The sequence below is a fragment of the Belnapia moabensis DSM 16746 genome, from assembly GCF_000745835.1.
GTDB classification, from domain to species: domain Bacteria; phylum Pseudomonadota; class Alphaproteobacteria; order Acetobacterales; family Acetobacteraceae; genus Belnapia; species Belnapia moabensis.
Genome location: NZ_JQKB01000003.1, coordinates 127,071 through 144,834, shown reverse-complemented (window position 1 = coordinate 144,834; position 17,764 = coordinate 127,071). Strand labels below are relative to the sequence as shown.

Sequence of the window (17,764 nt, the reverse complement as noted above, 5' to 3'; positions counted from 1 at the left end):
AGCCAGGTCCGAGAGCGCCTTGAGCAGCCAGACGCTTCCAGAAGCCTTCCGCCTCCGGGCCGGCAATTTCAACCTGCTCGTCCTGCGCCTGCTGGACCCGCGGCCGGAAGCCGTGCTGCCCGCGCTCGGCGACCAATTCCGCCGCGCCCCAGGCTTCCTCCGCTTCGCCCCCATCGTCATCGGCCTTGCCGATCTCGAGGCGGCGCCGGAGGAGGTGGATTTCCGCGGCCTCGTCGAGGGCCTCCACAAGCTGGAGATCGTGCCCATCGGCACCTCCGGCGGCAGCCAGGCGATGAAGCAGGCGGCGCAGCACGCAGGCCTTCCCCCCCTCCGCGCCGTCGGCGCCGAGGCCGAGCCGGCCCCGCCGCCCGAGGCCATCCCCGTGCCGCCCGCCGCGGCCGCGACGGAGGCCGCCCCACGCCCCGACTTCTCCGGCTCCGGCCGCGCCGCCATGCTGGTGGCGGAGCCCGTCCGCTCCGGTCAGCGCATCTATGCGCAGGGCGCCGACCTCATCGTCACCGCGACCGTGAATGCCGGTGCGGAGATCATTGCCGACGGCAACATACATGTATACGGAGCACTCCGCGGCCGCGCCGTTGCCGGCGCCGCGGACGATGCCACGGCGCGGATCTTCGCGCTGAATTTCGACCCGGAGCTCGTCGCCATCGCCGGCTTCTACGCGGTGCGCGAGGGGCTCGGCGACGCGCCCATCGGCAAGCCGACGCAAGTGCGGCTGGAGGGCGAGGAGATGCGGTTCGCACCGCTCGGGTGATGGGATGAGAATGGGGATGAGGGGGATGCGTCCATGGCGCAAGTGATCGTTGTCACCTCCGGCAAGGGAGGCGTCGGCAAGACCACGACCAGCGCCGCCGTCGCCACCGGCCTCGCGCAGCGGGGCAAGAAGACGGTGGTGATCGATTTCGACGTCGGCCTGCGAAACCTCGACCTCATCATGGGCGTCGAGCGGCGCGTGGTCTTCGACATCGTCAACGTCATCCAGGGCGAGGCCCGCCTCAACCAGGCGCTGATCCGCGACAAGCGCGTTGACACCCTGGCGATCCTCCCCGCCAGCCAGACCCGCGACAAGGACGCGCTGACCCGCGAGGGCGTCTCGACCATTATCGAGGAGCTCTCGGCCGACTTCGACTACATCCTGTGCGACAGCCCCGCCGGCATCGAGAAGGGCGCCCTCCTCGCCCTCTACTTCGCCGACCAGGCGATCGTCGTCACCAACCCCGAGGTCTCCTCGGTCCGCGACAGCGACCGCATCCTCGGCGTGCTGCAGTCGAAGTCGAAGCGCGCCGAGGAGAAGAAGGACAAGGTGAAGGAGCACCTCCTCGTCACCCGCTACGACCCCAACCGGGTCGAGCGCGGCGAGATGCTGAAGCTTGAGGATGTGCGCGAGATCCTCGCCATCCCCCTGCTCGGCGTCATCCCCGAGAACGAGAGCGTGCTGAAGGCCTCCAACACCGGCACGCCGGTCATCATGGATACCGAGAGCGTCGCCGGCCAGGCCTACAAGGACGCGGTCGGCCGCTTCCTCGGCGAGGACCTGCCGCACCGCTTCCTCGAGCCGGCCAAGAAGCCCGGCCTGTTCCAGCGCCTGTTCGGGGGGAGGGCCGCCTGATGAGCTGGCTCGATTATTTCCGCGCCACCCGCAAGGAAGAGGCGCCTCCCAGCGCCTCCGCCGCCAAGGAACGCCTGCAAATCGTGCTCGCCCATGAGCGCATCGGCCGGACGCGCGAGGATTTCCTGCCGAAGCTCCAGCAGGAGCTGGTTGCGGTCGTCGCCCGCTACGTGGCGATCGACCCGGGCAAGGTGAAGCTCGACCTCGACCGCGGCGGCGACATGTCGACGCTCGCCATCGAGATCGAGCTGCCCGCACCTTCGCCCGGCCGCCAGGCCGCCGCGAGCTGACAACGGACCTGGCGCAGCTAGCGCGCCAGGTAGAGCATCACATCCCCACCGGACATCGCCTCGGCGGGCGTGCAGTCTTGCGCCTCGCCCCGGGCCGTCAGCCGCCGCAGCCTGAACTGCCCCGCCAGCCGCCCAAGGAAATCCGCCGGCGCCGCCGACCGCACCGGGTTGAAGCAGAGCAGCACCTGCACCGCCGGATTGGCCTCGATTACCCCCTGCATCCCGGCGAAGGCTGCCTCCTCCGCGCCGCAGAGATCGAGCTTCACCACATCCGGCTTCACCCTGCCATGCCGGTCGAGCGCCCGCGTCGCCACCATCGCAATCCCCGGGCCACGCACCATACCGGGCCCGCCCCCGCCGCCCGCTAGCTCCTCCGGCAGCAGATGCGCATTCATCGGGCTGCCCTCCGGCAGGACGAAGCGCATCACCCGCCCCGATTCGGGCCCGGCCAGCGCCACCTCCTCCACCTGCGACCGCCCTTCCATGCCGTTGAGCGCGAGATTCCGCCGCAGCAGTACCGCCGAGCGCGGATGCGGCTCAAAGGCGAGGACCTTGCCCGCCGGTCCCACCAATTCCGCCGCCAGCAGGCTGAAATAGCCGTAGCAGGCCCCGCCATCGACGAAGACCTGCCCAGGCTTCAGGCGCTCGGCCAGGAAGCGCGTCGTCCACCACTCCCAGAACCCGTCCACGGCAAGATGCGGCGCATGGGTGAAGTCACCCGCATCGACCAGCATCTTATGCCGCCCGAGCGTGCGGCAAAGCAGCGTCTCCCCCGCCATCGGCACCGCCTGGGCCAGGGCACGCACCGCCGCCTCCGCCGGCCCGGCCGGTCCCGCGAGCCGCGCCACGGGCACCAGCCTCCGCCGCGGCCGCAGCCACTCCGCGACCCGAAGGAGAGGGGAATTCGAGGGGGCGGCAGTCTGGCCCTGCGACATGCGTATTCTCCGGTGACGCGCTTCGCGCCGCGCGCCCTCATGTAAAGGAGATCACGCGGCCGTGGGAACGCGTCTCGCACCCCCTGGCGCCCTATCCGTCCCTGCGTGATACCTTCGCCGCATGCCGACCCTTCCCGCCTTCGCCCCCGCCGTCGACTTCGCCCTGTCGCACGAATCCCCCTGGCCGCGGGACATCCGCGCCCATCTCGAGGTCGGCTTCTTCGAGCCGCCGCCGGCCAACGCCATCATCGGCCCCGTCGCCCCGCGCGGTGCCCCCAACGGGTTGATCCTTTACAACGGCCGCCGCGTCGCCGAATGGGGCGACACGCAGCGCGTCGACATGACCTTCTCGGTAGCGAAGTCCTACCTCGCCCTTCTCGCCGGCCTCGCCCATGGCGACGGCCTCATCCCCGACCTCGACGCGCCCGTTCGTGCCCTGGTCGATGACGGCGGCTTCGACAGCCCGCAGAACGCCGCCATCACCTGGCGCCACCTGCTGACCAACACCTCCGAATGGGAGGGTACGCTCTTCGGCAAGTCCGACCTCATCGACCGCGGCCGCAACCTCGGCGTGGAAGGGCAGGGGAAGAAGGGCTTAGCTCGCCCCCTTCACAAGCCCGGCGAATACTGGGAATACAACGACGTCCGGGTGAACCGCCTGTCGCTTGCCCTCCTTCGCCTCTTCCGCCGCCCCCTGCCGGAGGTCTTCGCCGAGCGCATCACGCGCCCGATCGGCGCCTCGCAGGACTGGCGCTGGCTCGGCTACGAGACCTCCTGGGTCGATATCGAGGGCCGCCGCATCCAGAGCGTCTCCGGCGGCGGCCATTGGGGCGGCGGCGTTTTCATCCATGCCGAGGACCAGGCGCTCATCGGCCAACTCACCCTGCAGGACGGCGTCTGGGACGGCCGCCGCCTGCTGCCCGAGGGCTGGGTTGCCCAATGCGCCACGCCCTGCGCCCTCAACCCGCATTACGGCCTGCTCTGGTGGCTGAACACCGGCCGCACCCGCTGGCCATCGGCCAGCGCGCGGAGCTGGTGCTTCTCCGGCGCCGGCGGCAACGTCACCTGGGTCGATCCGGATGCCGGGATCACCGCGGTGCTGCGCTGGGTGGATCAGACACAGCTCGATGGGTTCATGAAGGCGACCTTGGCCGCTGTCGCTTGAGGGGGTGTCGCCCCCTCAAACTCCCCTGCCAAGGACCGAGAGCTCCTTGGAACCCTTGGGTTCTGATCAGTACCGGTGATACCCGCCACGGCGCGCCATGCGCTCAGGGCTTCGGCTGCACCGCATACCGCCCCGGCCCGATCCAGGCGAGCAGCAGGAAGCCGCCGCACATCGAGAGGTTCTTAAAGAAGCTGAAGATCTGGCCCATCTGCGCCGGCCCCTCGAACTCCCAGAACCGATGCGCGATGACGCTGGTCCCGAGCGTGTAGAGGATCAGCCCGAAAGCCGCCCAGCGCGTCCACAGCCCGAGGATGACAAGCAGCGGGAACACAGTCTCCGCCAGCACCGCAACTATGCCGCCGAGATAGGGCAGTGGCGCTCCCTGCTGCGTCAACATCCCGACGATGCCTGGCCACCCCATGATCTTGAAATAGGCGCTGATCGGAAACAGCACGACCATCGCGATGCGCCCGACGAGCAGTACGGCATCGAGGTCGCCGCTCCGCGCGGTGACTGGGCTGGTGGTGGCGGACATGCGAGACTCCGTTGCAAGGACCGGCGAAGCTACCGGCACCCTCGCACCCGCCACAAGCGCTACCTCGGCGGCGACACCGCATGCTCCCGGAGGCTCGCGCCCGTCGCCGGATCGACCTCGCGCAGCAGCACGTCGTAGCTCCAGAGGTTCGCCAAGTGCCGCAGCACCTGCCGCGCCTCCTGCTCCTCCAGCAGCCGGCCGTCCTGCACCCGGTGTTCGAGGATCAGCCGCCGGTCGCCCGACAGATCGACATCCACCACCTGGATATCCGGATCCATCCAGGCTGGGTCGTACTGCTTCGCCAGCGCCCGCCGCAGCCGCCGGTAGCCGCGCTCGTCATGCATCGCATCGACCCGCAGCACCGGCTGTGCCGCATCGTCCTTCAGGTGGAAGAACTTCATCTTCCGCATGAGGTGCGGGCTGAGGAATTGCAGGATGAAGCTCTCGTCGCGAAACTCGGACCAGCCGTAGCGCAAGGTCGGCATCGGGTCCCCGCTGCCGGCGAAATCGGGGAACCACTCGCGGTCCTCCTCGGTCGGCTCGCGGCAGATGCGCTCGATATCCTCCATCATGGCGAAGCCGAGCGCATATGGGTTGATCCCCGAATAGCGCGGATCGTCGAAATCCGGCTGCATGATGACGCTGGTATGCGAATGCAGCGCCTCCAGCAGCGCCCCGTCGCTCAACCGTCCCTCCGCATGCAGCGTGTTGAGGATGCGGTGGTGCACATAAGTCGCGCACCCCTCGTTCATCATCTTGGTCTGCCGCTGCGGATGAAAATACTGTGCCACGTTGCGGACTATTCGGATCACCTCGCGCTGCCAGGGCGCCAGCCGCGGTGCCGACTTCTCAAGGAAGTAGAGGACGTTCTCCTGCGGCAGCTGCAGCATCGCCCGCCGCTTCTCGACCTCGTCGGCGCCGATCGCCTGGCTCGCCCGCTCCGGCAGCGTGCTCCACAACACGTTGTACATCCGCTCGTCATGCGCCCGGCGCTCCCGCACCCGCTGCTCCTCGGAGCGCAGGTCGATGGTCCGGCGGTGATGCCGGTGCACGCCGTAATTCATCAGCGCATGCGCCGAGTCGAGCACCCGCTCGACCGCGATCTCGCCGTACTTGTCCTCGCACTCCGCGATATAGCCTTTGGCAAATTCGAGGTAGTCGAGGATGCCCTTCGCATCCGTCCACTCGCGGAAGATGCGGTTGTTCTTGAAGAAGTGGTTATGCCCGAAAGCCGCATGCGCGATCACCAGCGCCTGCAAGGTCGCGGTGTTCTCCTCCATCACATAGGAGAGGCAGGGGTCGGAGTTGATGACGATTTCATAGGCGAGCCCACGCAGGCCCTTGCGGTACAGCGCCTCGTGCTGGGCGAATTGCTTACCGAAGGACCAGTGCCGGTAGAATAGCGGCAGGCCCGTGCTGGCATAGGCATCCAGCATCTGCTCCGCGCTGATGATCTCGATCCGGTTCGGGTAGAAGTCCAGCCCGAGGTCGCGGACCGCCACCTCCTCGCAGGCATCGTGGATGCGCATGAGCGTGGAGAAGTCCCAGTCCGCCCCCTCATAAAGGAGGCCGGGCGTGGATACGGGCGCGTTCATGCCTTCGCCTCCTCAAGCAATCCGCGCTTGGCGAAGAGCTCGCGGAAAACGGGGAAGATGTCCCGCCGGTTGCGCACCTTCTTCATCGCCATCGGCGCGCCGGCGCTGACCAGCTGCTCATAGGTCCGCCACAGATCGGTCGGACCCCGCGGGAAGCCCGGCATGCCATGCTCGCCGTCGCGCCCGACCTCGATATAGGCATAGTACTGGCAGGCCGGCAGGACCTCGTCGATCAGCAGCCGCGCCGTGCGCTGGCTGTCGCCCGCGGCATTGTCGCCATCCGAGGCCTGCGCGGCGTAGATGTTCCAATCCGTCGGCGGATAGCGGTCGGCGACCACCTTCCGCATCTCCTCCAAAGCGGTGGACACCAAGGTCCCACCTGTCTCCCGGCTATGGAAGAAGGTCTGCTCATCCACCTCCGCCGCCTCATGCGTATGGCGGATGAAGACGATGTCCACATGCTTGTAGCGCCGCTGCAGGAAGATATAGAGCAGCGTGTAGAAGCGCTTCGCCAGGTCCTTCATGTCCTCGGTCATGCTGCCCGAGACATCCATCAGGCAGAACATGACGGCCCGCGCCACCGGACGGGGGACCGGCTCGAAGCGCCGGTAGCGCACGTCGATCGGGTCGATCCAGGGGATGCGCTGGCTGCGCTTCAGCTGCACCGCCAGCTCCGCCTTCAGCGCGGCGATGCGCTCCTCGCTGCCCGGCTGGCCTTCCAGCTCGGCGATCTCCGCCTCCAGCGCCGCCACCGCCTCCGGCTTTGGCCGCTTCAATGCAATGCGCCGCGACAGGCTGTTCCGCATGGTGCGCGCCAGGGAAAGGTTCGACGGCGTCCCCGCCACCGAATACCCCGCTCGGTGCCAGGCCGGGTCCGCCCCCTCAACCAGCCGCCGCTTGGCGAGGTCGGGCAGTTCCAGGTCGTCGAGGAAGAGCGAAAGAAACTCCTCCCGCGTGAGTACGAAGCGGAAGGCATCCTCCCCCCCGCCCTCGGGCGAGCCCTCGGACCCGCCCCCGCCGCCGCCACCCTGCGGCCGCTGGATTTCGTCCCCTTCGCGGTACTCCTTGTTGCCGGGCAGCACATGGTCGCGCATGCCACCCGACCCGTGATGGAAGCTCGGCTCGCGGATACCATGGAGGGGTATCGAGACCTCGCCCCCCTCATCGGCGCTGCGGATATCCCGCTTCGCCGAGGCATCCCGCACCGCCTCCTGCACCAGTGATTTCGCCCGCCGCAGGAAGCGCTGGCGGTTGGGCAGGCTACGGCCGCTTGGGTTCAGGCGGCGGTCCAGGATCTGCATCGAGCAGGCGCCTCGCGGTCCAGTTCTGGGTCAGCCGGCCTGCTTCACGCGCATGTACCATTCAACAAGCCGGCGGACCTGTCTTTCGGTATAACCCCGGGAGACCATGCGTTGCACGAACTCCCCGTGCTTCTTCTCGCTCTCCCCGTCCTTCTTGGAGCCGAAGGAGATCACCGGCAGCAAGTCCTCCACCTGGCTGAACATGCGCCGCTCGATCACCTCACGGATCTTCTCGTAGGAGGTCCAGGAGGGGTTCCGCCCGCCCCGATTGGCCCGCGCCCGAAGGGCGAATTTCACCACTTCGTTGCGGAAGTCCTTCGGGTTGGCGATGCCGGCCGGCTTCTCGATCTTGGTGAGCTCCTGGTTCAGCAGCTCCCGGTTCATCATCTGGCCGGTATCCGGGTCCTTGAAGTCCATGTCCTCGACCCAGGCATCCGCATAGGCGACGTAGCGGTCGAAGAGGTTCTGGCCGTAGTCGTTATACGACTCGAGATAGGCCTTCTGGATCTCGTTGCCGATGAACTCGGCGTAGCGCGGCGCAAGCTCCCCCTTGATGAACTCCAGGTAGCGCTTCTCCGTCTCGTCCGGCAGCTGCTCGCGCCGGATCGTCTGCTCCAGCACATACATCAGGTGGACGGGGTCGGCCGCGATCTCGGTCGTGTCGTAGTTGAAGGCCGCCGCCAGCACCTTGAAGGCGAAGCGGGTCGAGGCCCCCTCCATGCCCTCATCGGGCCCGGCCGCATCCCGGTACTCCTGCAGGTTCTTCGCCCGCGGGTCCGTCTCCTTCAGCGACTCGCCGTCATAGACCCGCATTTTGGCGTAGACGTTGGAGTTCTCGTGCTTCTTCAGGCGCGAGAGCACCGTGAACCGCGCCAGCATCTCCAAGGTGGCCGGGGCGCAGGGCGAGGCCGAGAGCTCCGATGAGGAGACCAGCTTCTCGTAGATCTTCTGCTCTTCAGTCACCCGCAGGCAGTAGGGCACCTTGATGACGTAGATGCGGTCGATGAAGGCTTCGTTGTTCTTGTTGTTCTTAAAACTTTGCCATTCCGACTCGTTGCTATGGGCCAGGATGATGCCCTGGAAGGGCAGGGCGCCGATATTCTCGGTGCCGATGTAGTTGCCCTCCTGCGTCGCCGTCAGCAACGGGTGGAGCATCTTGATCGGCGCCTTGAACATCTCGACGAATTCCAAGACGCCCTGGTTCGCCCGGTTCAACCCGCCCGAGAAGCTGTAGGCATCCGGATCGTTCTGTCCGAACATCTCGAGCTTCCGGATATCCACCTTGCCGACCAGTGAGGAGATGTCCTGGTTGTTCTCGTCGCCGGGCTCGGTTTTGGCGATAGCGATCTGCCTGAGGCGCGAGGGCCTGACCTTCACCACCCGGAACTGTGAGATGTCTCCGCCGAAGGCATCCAGCCGCTTCAGCGCCCACGGACTCATCAGCCCAGTCAGCCGCCGCCGGGGGATGCCGTATCGGTCCTCCAGCATCGGCCCCATCCGCTCCGGGTCAAACAGCCCGAGCGGGCTCTCGAAGACCGGGCTCATCTCGTCGCCCGCCTTCAGCACGTAGATCGGCTCCGCCTCCATCAGCGCCTTCAGGCGCTCGGCGAGCGAGGACTTGCCGCCCCCCACCGGACCCAGCAGGTAGAGGATCTGCTTCCTTTCCTCCAACCCCTGGGCGGCATGACGGAAGAAGCCGACGATCCGCTCGATCGTCTCCTCCATCCCATAGAATTCCGAGAAGGCCGGGTAGACGCGGATAGTCCGGTTTAGGAAGATCCGCCCGAGCCGCACATCCTTCGCGGTATCCACGACAGTCGGCTCGCCGATCGCCTTAAGGATACGTTCGGGGGCACTCGCATAGAATCCCGAATCCTTCCGGCAGCCTTCCAAATACTCCGAGATGGACATGTCTGTTTCGCGCCGGGATTCATAGGCCCGGGCATAATCGGCGAAGATGTCCTGCATGCTGTTCATCGGCCGCCCCTGCAAGCGCTGCCAGTTAGATGGCAACGCAGACAGTGTGCGGAATGGGGGCGTCGAGTGCGGTAAACTTTTATTGCTGCGGCGCACCGCGCCGCTGTAGACTGCAAATCACGGGAAGGGGAGGGCAGGGCCCCCACCGCTCAGCACGCATTGCCTGCCGGCACCGCCAAGTCAAACCCGACAGTTGGAACCAAGCTGGCAAATCGCCGTAGATGGTCGGGTCTGTGACACTTCATGACAGGATGCCCCTGCCATGAAGTCACGTTTCATTAAGCTTTACCCGCCGCCGGCAACATTTCGATACCGAGGCGCCTTATGGCAATAACCACGGCCCGGGGCGTGCCAGGTGCCTCAGCGCGAGTGTCAGAGACCACCTAGCAATCCCCGCGCCATTTGCTAGTCCTCCGCGTTTGCTGGCACGCCGCAGGTCACCCCACCATCGATGATCATGCTCTGCCCGGTCATGAAGCTCCCCGCCGGCGAGGCGAGGAACACCGCCGCCCCCGCGATCTCGTCCGGCTCGCCGATCCGCTTCAGCGGCGTATCCCGCGTCCGCTTCTTGTAGTTGACCGGGTCCTCCCACAGCGCCCGCGCGAAATCAGTCCGCACCAGCCCAGGCGCGATGCAGTTGACGCGGATATTCTTCGGCCCCCATTCGCAGGCTAGGTTCCGTGCCAGCTGCAGGTCCGCCGCCTTGGTGATCGCATAGGTGCCGAGATTGACCGAACCCCGGTACCCACCGATCGAGGAGATGATGACGATCGCCCCGCCCCCGCGCGCCTCCATGCTCGGGATGCACATGTGCGACAGCCACATGTTCGACTTGATGTTGGTCGCCATCATCTTGTCGAAGACCTCGTCGGGGATGCCCATGGCTGGCCCGAAATGCGGGTTGATCGCCGCGTTGCAGACCAGGATATCGACCCCGCCCCAGCGCGCGATGGTCTCGTCCGCCAGCGCCTGCAGCTCCGGCTTGCGGCCGATATTGCAGGCCATGGCCACCGCCTCGCCGCCCTTGGCCTTGATGCCGTCCACCACGACCTGACAGGCATCGAGCTTGCGGGAGGAGACGACGACCTTCGCCCCATGCTCCGCAATCCGCTCGGCGATGGCCCGGCCGATGCCGCGCGACCCGCCGGTGACGATGGCGACCTTGCCGCTGAGGTCGAAGAGCGATGATCCGGGCATAGCTGTTCCTCCTGGGTTGTTGGAGGCGAGTGTCCCTGCCGCTTTCGCTATGCGTCAACCGCCCTTGAGGGTGCATCGAAGGCAATGCTTCCGATCCCCTCGCACCGCCCCCGGATCCTTCGAGTTAAACCATTGGTTTCCAATGACCTTCTGGCCTTTGGTGAGAAGGGCTCGGGAGGGGCAACGCCCCTCCCGAAAGCTGCTACAACCACCGCCAACGTCACCGAGGAGCCCCCGATGCCCGACGACCTCCCCATCGCCATCCCCCTCGACGGCGCCTCCAACCTCCGCGACCTCGGCGGCTGGCAGATGGCCGATGGCCGCCGCCTCCGCCTCGGCCACCTCTACCGCTCCGCCACCCTCGCCCACCTCACCGAGCGCGACGTGGAAACGATCGCCGGCCTCGGCCTCCGCACCGTCTGCGACCTCCGCGGCGTCGAGGAAGCCGCCCACCGCCCCTCCCGCCTGCCCGCGGGCGCCGAGCGCATCCACCTCCCCATCGAGCCGACCGTCGGCGCCTCGCTCGCCGACCTCATGCAGCGCGAGCTGAGCACCGGCGAGGATGTGGTCGACCTCCTCCGCCGCGCCTATCTCGACTACGGCACCCGCTTCATCGGCGCCTATCGCGGCCTCTTCGACCTGCTGCTCCAGCCGGAGCGCCACGCGCTGCTCTTCCACTGCTCCGCCGGCAAGGACCGCACCGGCCTCGCCGCCGCGCTGATCCTCACCGCCCTCGGCGCCAGCCGCGAGACGGTGATGGAGGACTACCGCGCCACCGACCGCATCTGGCGCCGCGACCTGGCCCTGCCGCCCGGCACGCCGAAGCCCCTGGCCGACGCCCTCTACGCCACCCATCCCGAGCTGCTGGAAGCCGCCCTGGACGCCGCCGTGGAGGCCCATGGCGGCGCCATGCCCCTGCTGCTGGAGCGCGGCCTCAGCCTCACCGCCCCACGCCTGGAGCGCCTCCGCGACCTGCTGCTGGAATGATCACGGCATGTAGCCGCCCCCGTTCACATGATAGACCTGCCCGGTAATCCAGGACGCTCCGAGCGAAGCCAAGAAGACGGCCATGTCGGCGATATCCTCAGGCCGCCCCAGACGCCCGAGCGGCAGCGCCGCCCCCATCGCCCGCACTTCCTCATCCGTATTGCCGTAGCGCGGCTGCGCCGTATCGGTCAGCCCCGGCGCGATCGCATTCACCCGGATGCCATGCGGCGCCAGCGCCAGCGCCATGGAGCGGGTGATGCCCACCACGCCGTTCTTCGTCGCGCTGTAATGCACCCCGACCGGCGTTCCCCGAACCGCGGAGGAGGCCAGGTTGACGATGCACCCCTTCACGCCTCCCGCCACCATCGCCCTGGCCGCCGCCTGCGCACAGAACACGCTGCCCTTCAGGTTGACGGCGAAGACCTGATCCCACTGGCTTTCCCCCATCTCGAGGAATTCGACCCGCGGAAAGATCCCCGCATTGTTGACCAGCACCTCGACCGTCCCGAGCGCCGCCGAGGCCGCCTCGACCAGCGCCGCGCAGGCCCTGGCCCCTGCGCCGACATCCCCCTGGACCAGCGCCGCCTTGCGCCCTGCCGCCCGCACGCCCTCGGCTACGGCCTCCGCCGCCTCCCGGTCATCGAGCCAGTTGATGGCGACGTCATGCCCCGCCGCCGCAAGGGCTAGGGCGCAAGCTCGCCCGATCCCCTGCTGCGCACCCGTCACCAATGCCACCATCTCCCCATCCTCCACCGATGCTGCGCCGCACTATGCGGCCAGCTTCACCGGCTGAGTAGGGCGCGATACCGCTCCAGCATCTGCCCGCCCTCGCTCCCGGCGCGGCCGAGCCATTCCCGCGTCTGCACCTCGCCGATGGCGCGGAGCTGCTGCTGCATCGCCGGCGCCACGCTGGCCACCTGCACGTCATGGCTCCGCAGCTTGCCGACCATCTCCACCTCCGCCTCGCGCGAATACTCGGCCCCGCGCGCCTCCGCCCGCTTCGCCGCCTCCATTACCGCCGCCCGCTGCGCCGCATCGAGCGTGGCCAGCGCCCGGCTATTCGCAAAGACCGCGTTCCGCGGCCGCATCCCGCCCACATCGGTGAAGTTGCGGGCGAAGTCCCAGGCGCTCGCATCCACCCCCGTCTGCGCCGAGGTGAAGAGCACGTTGACCACGTTGGTGGCAAAGGCCTGCGGGATCTCCGGTACCTGCACGGTGACGGGCTGCGCCCCCAGCAGCTCGGCGAAGCGGAAGGTCAGGTTGTTGAAGGCCCGCATCCGCGTCCCCTTCAGCGCCTCGACGGATTGCAGCGGCTCCCGCGTGTAGAAACCCTGTCCGGTCCAGTTGACCATGTAGAGCAGCGTCAGCCCCTGCCGCTCGAAGCGCGCGCGGATATAGGGCTCGGTCGCCCGGTGCAGCGCCCCCGCCGCCTCGACGGTATCGGCGAGGAACGGCACGCTATCCACCTCGAAGAACGGGTCCTCGTTGCCATAGGCCGAGAGCAGGATCTCGCCGAGTTGCACCTGCCCGGTCTGCACCCCGCGCTTGATCTGCGGCATCGCCAGCAGCGTCCCGTTGTGATGCGCCTGCACCGCCAGCCGCCCGCCCGTCCCCTGCTCGATATCGGCCAGGAAGGCGCGGACGTTGCGCGTATGGAAATTCGCCTCCGCATAAGGTGTCGCCATCACCCAGCGCGTCTGCGCCAGGGCGGGTGGAACCAGGGCCGATGATGCGAACAGGCCAAGCGCTGCGCCCGCGAGCGCGCTGAACAGGCTCTTCATGATGACGTTCTCCCTTCGCCGCCTATGCCGCGGCCTCGGAACGAAAGCTGTCCCGGCGCGGCCACTCCTGGCAAGGGGGCCTGGACCGCGCCGCCGCTCGGTGTAGCCTGCCGGGATGACCGTTCTCCCCGAGACCCCGAGCTTCCGCCTCGACGGCCGCCGTGCCCTCGTCACCGGCGCCGGCCGCGGCATCGGCCTCGCCGCCGCCGCCGCGCTGGCCGGGGCAGGGGCCTCGGTGACGCTCGCCGCCCGCACCGGCGATGAGGTCGAGGCCGCCGCCGAGGCTATCCGCGCCTGCGGCGGCCAGGCCGAGGCGCTGGTGCTCGACATCGCCGACACCGCCGCCGTCCAGGCCGCCATCGCCGCGCGCCCCGCCTTCCACGCCTTCGTTAACAATGCCGGCACCTCCCGCCACGCTCCCTTCCTCGAGGTAACCGAGGCCGATTTCGACACCGTGCTGGCGCTGAACCTCCGCGGCTGCTTCTTCGCGGCACAGGCCGTCGCCCGCCGCATGGCCGAGGAGCGCATCCCCGGTTCCATCATCAACATCTCCTCGCAGATGGGCCATGTCGGCGGCCCCAACCGCAGCGTCTATTGCGCCAGCAAATGGGCGATGGAGGGCTGGACCAAGGCGATGGCGATCGAGCTCGCCCCCCTCGGGATTCGCGCCAACACCATCGGCCCCACCTTCATCGAGACGCCGATGACGAAGCCCTTCTTCGAGCGCCCCGAATTTGCCGATTGGGTCCTCAGCAAGATCAAGCTCGGCCGCCTCGGCCAGGTGCAGGATCTGATGGGTCCCGTCGTCTTCCTCGCCTCCGACGCCTCGGCCCTGATGACGGGCTCGGCGATGCTCATCGATGGCGGCTGGACCGCCGAGTAAGGAAACACGTCCATGGCTCGCTGGCTCAAGCAAAGCATCTCCGCCGCTGACAAGGCCGATGCGGATACCAAGGTCCGCGGCATCGTCGAGGGCCTGCTCGCCGACATCGCGCAGCGCGGCGACGCCGCCGTCCGCGAGTACTCGGTAAAGTTCGACGGCTGGGACCGCGCCGACTACCGCCTGACCGATGCCGAGATAGAGGAGTGCCTCTCCCAGCTCACCGGCCAGGACCTCGAGGACATCCGCTTCGCCCAGGCCCAGGTCCGCAACTTCGCCGAGCACCAGAAAGCGGCGCTGAAGGACATCGAGGTCGAAACCCTCCCCGGCGTCGTCCTCGGCCACAAGAACATCCCGGTGAATTCGGTCGGCTGCTACGTCCCCGGCGGCAAGTACCCGCTACTCGCCTCCGCCCATATGTCGGTGGTGACGGCGAAGGTCGCCGGCGTCCCCCGCATCGTCACCTGCGCCCCGCCCTACAAGGGCAAGCCGGCGCCCGCCATCGTCGCCGCCCAGCACCTGGCCGGCGCCGACGTGATCTACTGCCTCGGCGGCGTCCAGGCCGTCGGCGCCATGGCGCTGGGGACGGAGAGCATCCCCGCCGTCGACATGCTGGTCGGCCCCGGAAACGCCTTCGTCGCCGAGGCCAAGCGCCAGCTCTTCGGCCGCGTCGGCATCGACCTCTTCGCCGGCCCGACCGAGACCCTCGTCATCGCCGACGAAACCGTCGATGCCGAGCTCTGCGCGACGGACCTCCTCGGCCAGGCCGAGCACGGCCCCACCAGCCCCGCCATCCTGCTGACCGACTCCGAGAAGCTCGCCCGCGAGACCATCGCCGAGGTCGAGCGCCTACTCACCATCCTCCCGACCGCCGAGATCGCCCGGCAGTCCTGGCGCGACTACGGCGAGGTCATCGTCTGCGACAGCCTCGACGAGATGGTGCGCGAGGCCGACCGCATTGCCTCCGAGCACGTGCAGGTGATGACCCGCGATGACGACCACTTCCTGCGCCACATGACCAATTACGGCGCCCTATTCCTCGGCCCCCGCACCAACGTCTCCTATGGCGACAAGGTCATCGGCACCAACCACACGCTGCCGACGCAGAAGGCGGCGCGCTACACCGGCGGCCTCTGGGTCGGGAAGTTCCTGAAGACGGTCACCTACCAGCGCGTGCTGACCGACGAGGCCAGCGCCATGATCGGCGAGGCCTGCTCCCGCCTCTGCATGCTCGAAGGCTTCGCCGGCCATGCCGAGCAGGCCAATATCCGAGTTCGCCGCTATGGCGGCCGCAACATCCCCTACGCCACGGCGGCTGAGAAGCGCTGATGGCCCTCGACCTCCTCCTCCGCAACGCCCGCCTGCCCGACGGCACCGCCACCGATATCGGCGTGAAGGACGGCCTCATCGCCGCCCTCGCGCCGAACCTCGCGGCCGATGTGGCAGAGGTGATCGACTGCGCCGGCCGCCTCGTCTCCCCCGGCTTCGTTGAGACCCACATCCATCTCGACAAGACCTGCACCATCGACCGCTGCGCCTGCGAGACCGCCCGCTTCCCGCATCACGCGATGGAACGCACCAGCGCGATCAAGCACACTTTCACCGTTGAGGACGTGACCGACCGCGCCCGCCGCACGTTGGAGAAGTGCATCGGTCACGGCACCACGCTGATGCGCACCCATGCCGAGGTGGACCCGAAGGTCGGCCTGCGCGGGTTTGAGGGCGTCAAGGCCCTGGTCGACGAGTACAAATGGGCCATCGACATCGAGATCTGCGTGATGCCGCAGGAGGGCCTGCTCAACAACCCCGGCACCGACGAGCTGATGGTGGCCGCGCTCCGCAACGGCGCCCGCGTCGTCGGCGCCGCCCCCAGTTACGACACCGACCCCGCCGGCCAGATCCGCCGTGTCTTCGAGCTGGCCCGCGAGTACGACGCCGATATCGATATGCATGTCGACAGCGGCTCCTCCGCCGCCCATCTCGACACCCGCCTAGTCTGCGACCTGACTGAGCAATACGGCTGGGGCGGCCGCGTCGCCTGCGGCCACCTGACCAAGCTCTCGGTCATGCCCCTGCCGGAGCTGGACGCGATGGCGAAGCGCATGGCCGATGCCGGCGTCGCGCTCACCGTCCTCCCCGCCACCGACGTCTATCTCGGCGGTCGCGACAAGGACCACCGCATCGAGCGCAGCGTGGCCGACGCCAACCGCCTGCACCGCCTCGGCGTCACCTGCTCCATCTCCTCCAACAACATCCTGAACGCCTTCACCCCGATGGGCGACGGCCAGCTCATTCGCATGGCGAACCTTTACGCCAACGTTACCCAGCACGCGATGCCGGACGACCTGCGCGAGACCTGGTCCATGTTCACCACCGAGTCAGCCAGGCTGATGCGCCGCCGCGACTACGGCATCACGGTCGGCAACCCGGCCGACCTCACACTGATCGACGCCCCAGACCCCGTCGCCGCGATCCGCGAGGTCGCCCCCGTCCTCGCCGCCTTCAAGCGCGGCCGCCGCAGCGCCACGCGCCAGCCCGTCACGCTGCACCGCCCCCCTCTACATTGGCCGGAGTGAGCCGCATGTCCAGCATCACCGACCGCCGCCAGCGCTTCCGCGCCGTCCTCGCCGGCCCGGCCTGCATCCATCCCGGCTCCGTCTTCGACCCGATGTCGGCCCGCATCGCCGAGGATCTCGGCTTCGAGGTTGGCATGTATGCCGGCTCCACCGCCTCGCTCACCGTGCTCGGCGCCCCCGACCTCATCGTGCTGACGCTCAGCGAATTCGCCCAGCAGGCCCGCCGCATCTGCCGCGCCGTCCGCACCCTGCCGGTGCTGGTCGATGCCGACCACGGCTACGGCAACGCGCTGAACGCCATGCGCACGGTGGAGGAGCTGGAGAATGCCGGCGTCGCCGCCATGACGCTCGAGGACACTGTCCTCCCCCGCCCCCATGGCGATGGCCGCGTCACGCTCATCTCCCTGGAAGAGGGCCTCGGCAAGGTCCGCGCCGCGCTCGCCGCCCGCGACGACCCCTCCTTCGTCATCGTCGCCCGCAGCGGCGTCGTCTCCGTCAACGGCGTGGAGGACGCCGTCGCCCGCACCAAGGCCTATACCGCGAGCGGCGCCGACGCCCTCTTCTATACGGGGATCAAGACCCGCGCCGAACTGGACGCCGTCGCCGCCGTCGCCACCCTGCCCATCATCATCGGCGGCATCGAGGGCACCGAGCTGAAGGACCGCGACTACCTCGCCGCCCGCGGCGTCCGCATCGCACTCCAGGGCCACCAGCCCATCATGGCCGCCCAACAAGCCGTCTACGCCACGCTGAAGGCGCTCCGCGAGGGCGTACAGCCCGCCGACCTGCAAGGCGTGCCAGGCGCCGACTTCATGGGCCGCGTCACCCGCGACGCCGATTACAAGCGCTGGACCAAGGAGTTCCTGGGGGGCTGAGCCCGCCACCCCCGTCCTGCCCTGCCGCCTGACCCACGCCTTC

The 17,764-nt window shown here is 68.1% G+C and carries 17 protein-coding genes; 9 read left to right on the top strand and 8 right to left on the bottom strand.

What is annotated here, in order from left to right:
- Positions 1-19 precede the first annotated feature (19 nt).
- From minC to minE, 3 genes are read left to right on the top strand one after another with little or no spacing between them, the layout of a single operon-like run.
- Positions 20-772 carry a septum site-determining protein MinC gene (gene minC / locus EP26_RS02705; RefSeq protein WP_043335441.1) on the top strand — a complete coding sequence of 251 codons (753 nt, stop codon included), beginning with the start codon at positions 20-22 and terminating at the stop codon, positions 770-772.
- Positions 773-805: 33 nt separating this feature from the next.
- Entirely contained in the window at positions 806-1,627 is an 822-nt protein-coding gene (gene minD, locus EP26_RS02700; protein WP_043335438.1) for a septum site-determining protein MinD, read from the top strand.
- Positions 1,627-1,917 carry a cell division topological specificity factor MinE gene (minE, locus tag EP26_RS02695; protein WP_043335435.1) on the top strand — a complete coding sequence of 97 codons (291 nt, stop codon included), beginning with the start codon at positions 1,627-1,629 and terminating at the stop codon, positions 1,915-1,917. The genes minD and minE overlap by 1 nt, the downstream gene beginning before the upstream one ends.
- A 17-nt stretch (positions 1,918-1,934) precedes the next feature.
- Here the strand turns inward: minE and EP26_RS02690 are convergent, their stop codons facing one another.
- On the bottom strand, positions 1,935-2,852 hold the full coding sequence (locus EP26_RS02690) for an FkbM family methyltransferase (RefSeq protein WP_052388716.1): 918 nt from the start codon (positions 2,850-2,852) through the stop codon (positions 1,935-1,937).
- Between the two features lie 121 nt (positions 2,853-2,973).
- Between EP26_RS02690 and EP26_RS02685 the strand changes: the two genes are divergently transcribed.
- Complete coding sequence (locus EP26_RS02685) at positions 2,974-4,017, top strand: serine hydrolase domain-containing protein (protein WP_052388715.1); 1,044 nt, start codon at positions 2,974-2,976, stop codon at positions 4,015-4,017.
- A 103-nt stretch (positions 4,018-4,120) separates the two neighbouring features.
- Here EP26_RS02685 and EP26_RS02680 read toward each other — a convergent pair whose 3' ends face one another.
- The 5 genes from EP26_RS02680 to EP26_RS02660 all read right to left on the bottom strand — a co-directional run bounded on the left by EP26_RS02680 (position 4,121) and on the right by EP26_RS02660 (position 10,622).
- Entirely contained in the window at positions 4,121-4,552 is a 432-nt protein-coding gene (locus EP26_RS02680; protein WP_052388714.1) for a DoxX family protein, read from the bottom strand.
- A 59-nt stretch (positions 4,553-4,611) separates the two neighbouring features.
- Positions 4,612-6,147: a SpoVR family protein gene (locus EP26_RS02675; protein ID WP_043335433.1), complete on the bottom strand. Its 1,536-nt coding sequence runs from the start codon at positions 6,145-6,147 to the stop codon at positions 4,612-4,614.
- Entirely contained in the window at positions 6,144-7,448 is a 1,305-nt protein-coding gene (locus EP26_RS02670) for a YeaH/YhbH family protein (protein WP_043335432.1), read from the bottom strand. Before EP26_RS02670 ends, EP26_RS02675 begins: the two co-directional genes overlap by 4 nt.
- 30 nt (positions 7,449-7,478) lie before the next feature.
- Complete coding sequence (locus EP26_RS02665; protein WP_043335428.1) at positions 7,479-9,425, bottom strand: PrkA family serine protein kinase; 1,947 nt, start codon at positions 9,423-9,425, stop codon at positions 7,479-7,481.
- 405 nt (positions 9,426-9,830) lie between these two features.
- Positions 9,831-10,622 (bottom strand): SDR family NAD(P)-dependent oxidoreductase, encoded by a 792-nt coding sequence (locus tag EP26_RS02660; RefSeq protein ID WP_043335426.1) that lies wholly within the window; start codon positions 10,620-10,622, stop codon positions 9,831-9,833.
- A gap of 237 nt (positions 10,623-10,859) precedes the next feature.
- Here EP26_RS02660 and EP26_RS02655 point away from each other — a divergent pair, with 237 nt between their 5' ends.
- Positions 10,860-11,609: a tyrosine-protein phosphatase gene (locus EP26_RS02655; RefSeq protein WP_043335423.1), complete on the top strand. Its 750-nt coding sequence runs from the start codon at positions 10,860-10,862 to the stop codon at positions 11,607-11,609.
- Here EP26_RS02655 and EP26_RS02650 read toward each other — a convergent pair whose 3' ends face one another.
- Both EP26_RS02650 and EP26_RS02645 read right to left on the bottom strand, forming a co-directional pair.
- Positions 11,610-12,347: an SDR family NAD(P)-dependent oxidoreductase gene (locus EP26_RS02650; protein ID WP_043335421.1), complete on the bottom strand. Its 738-nt coding sequence runs from the start codon at positions 12,345-12,347 to the stop codon at positions 11,610-11,612.
- Between the two features lie 44 nt (positions 12,348-12,391).
- Positions 12,392-13,390 carry a TRAP transporter substrate-binding protein gene (locus tag EP26_RS02645; protein ID WP_043335419.1) on the bottom strand — a complete coding sequence of 333 codons (999 nt, stop codon included), beginning with the start codon at positions 13,388-13,390 and terminating at the stop codon, positions 12,392-12,394.
- A 115-nt stretch (positions 13,391-13,505) separates the two neighbouring features.
- Here EP26_RS02645 and EP26_RS02640 point away from each other — a divergent pair, with 115 nt between their 5' ends.
- The 4 genes from EP26_RS02640 to EP26_RS02625 are packed head-to-tail and all read left to right on the top strand — an operon-like array spanning position 13,506 to position 17,721.
- Positions 13,506-14,273 (top strand): SDR family NAD(P)-dependent oxidoreductase, encoded by a 768-nt coding sequence (locus EP26_RS02640; RefSeq protein WP_043335417.1) that lies wholly within the window; start codon positions 13,506-13,508, stop codon positions 14,271-14,273.
- Positions 14,274-14,285: 12 nt separating this feature from the next.
- A complete protein-coding gene (gene hisD, locus EP26_RS02635; RefSeq protein WP_043335414.1) occupies positions 14,286-15,599 on the top strand; it encodes a histidinol dehydrogenase in 1,314 nt (437 codons plus the stop codon).
- Positions 15,599-16,846, top strand: coding sequence for an amidohydrolase family protein (locus EP26_RS02630; RefSeq protein WP_043335411.1), 1,248 nt, complete (start codon positions 15,599-15,601; stop codon positions 16,844-16,846). The genes hisD and EP26_RS02630 overlap by 1 nt, the downstream gene beginning before the upstream one ends.
- Positions 16,847-16,851: 5 nt before the next feature.
- A complete protein-coding gene (locus EP26_RS02625) occupies positions 16,852-17,721 on the top strand; it encodes an isocitrate lyase/PEP mutase family protein (protein WP_043335410.1) in 870 nt (289 codons plus the stop codon).
- The last annotated feature ends 43 nt before the right edge of the window (positions 17,722-17,764 follow it).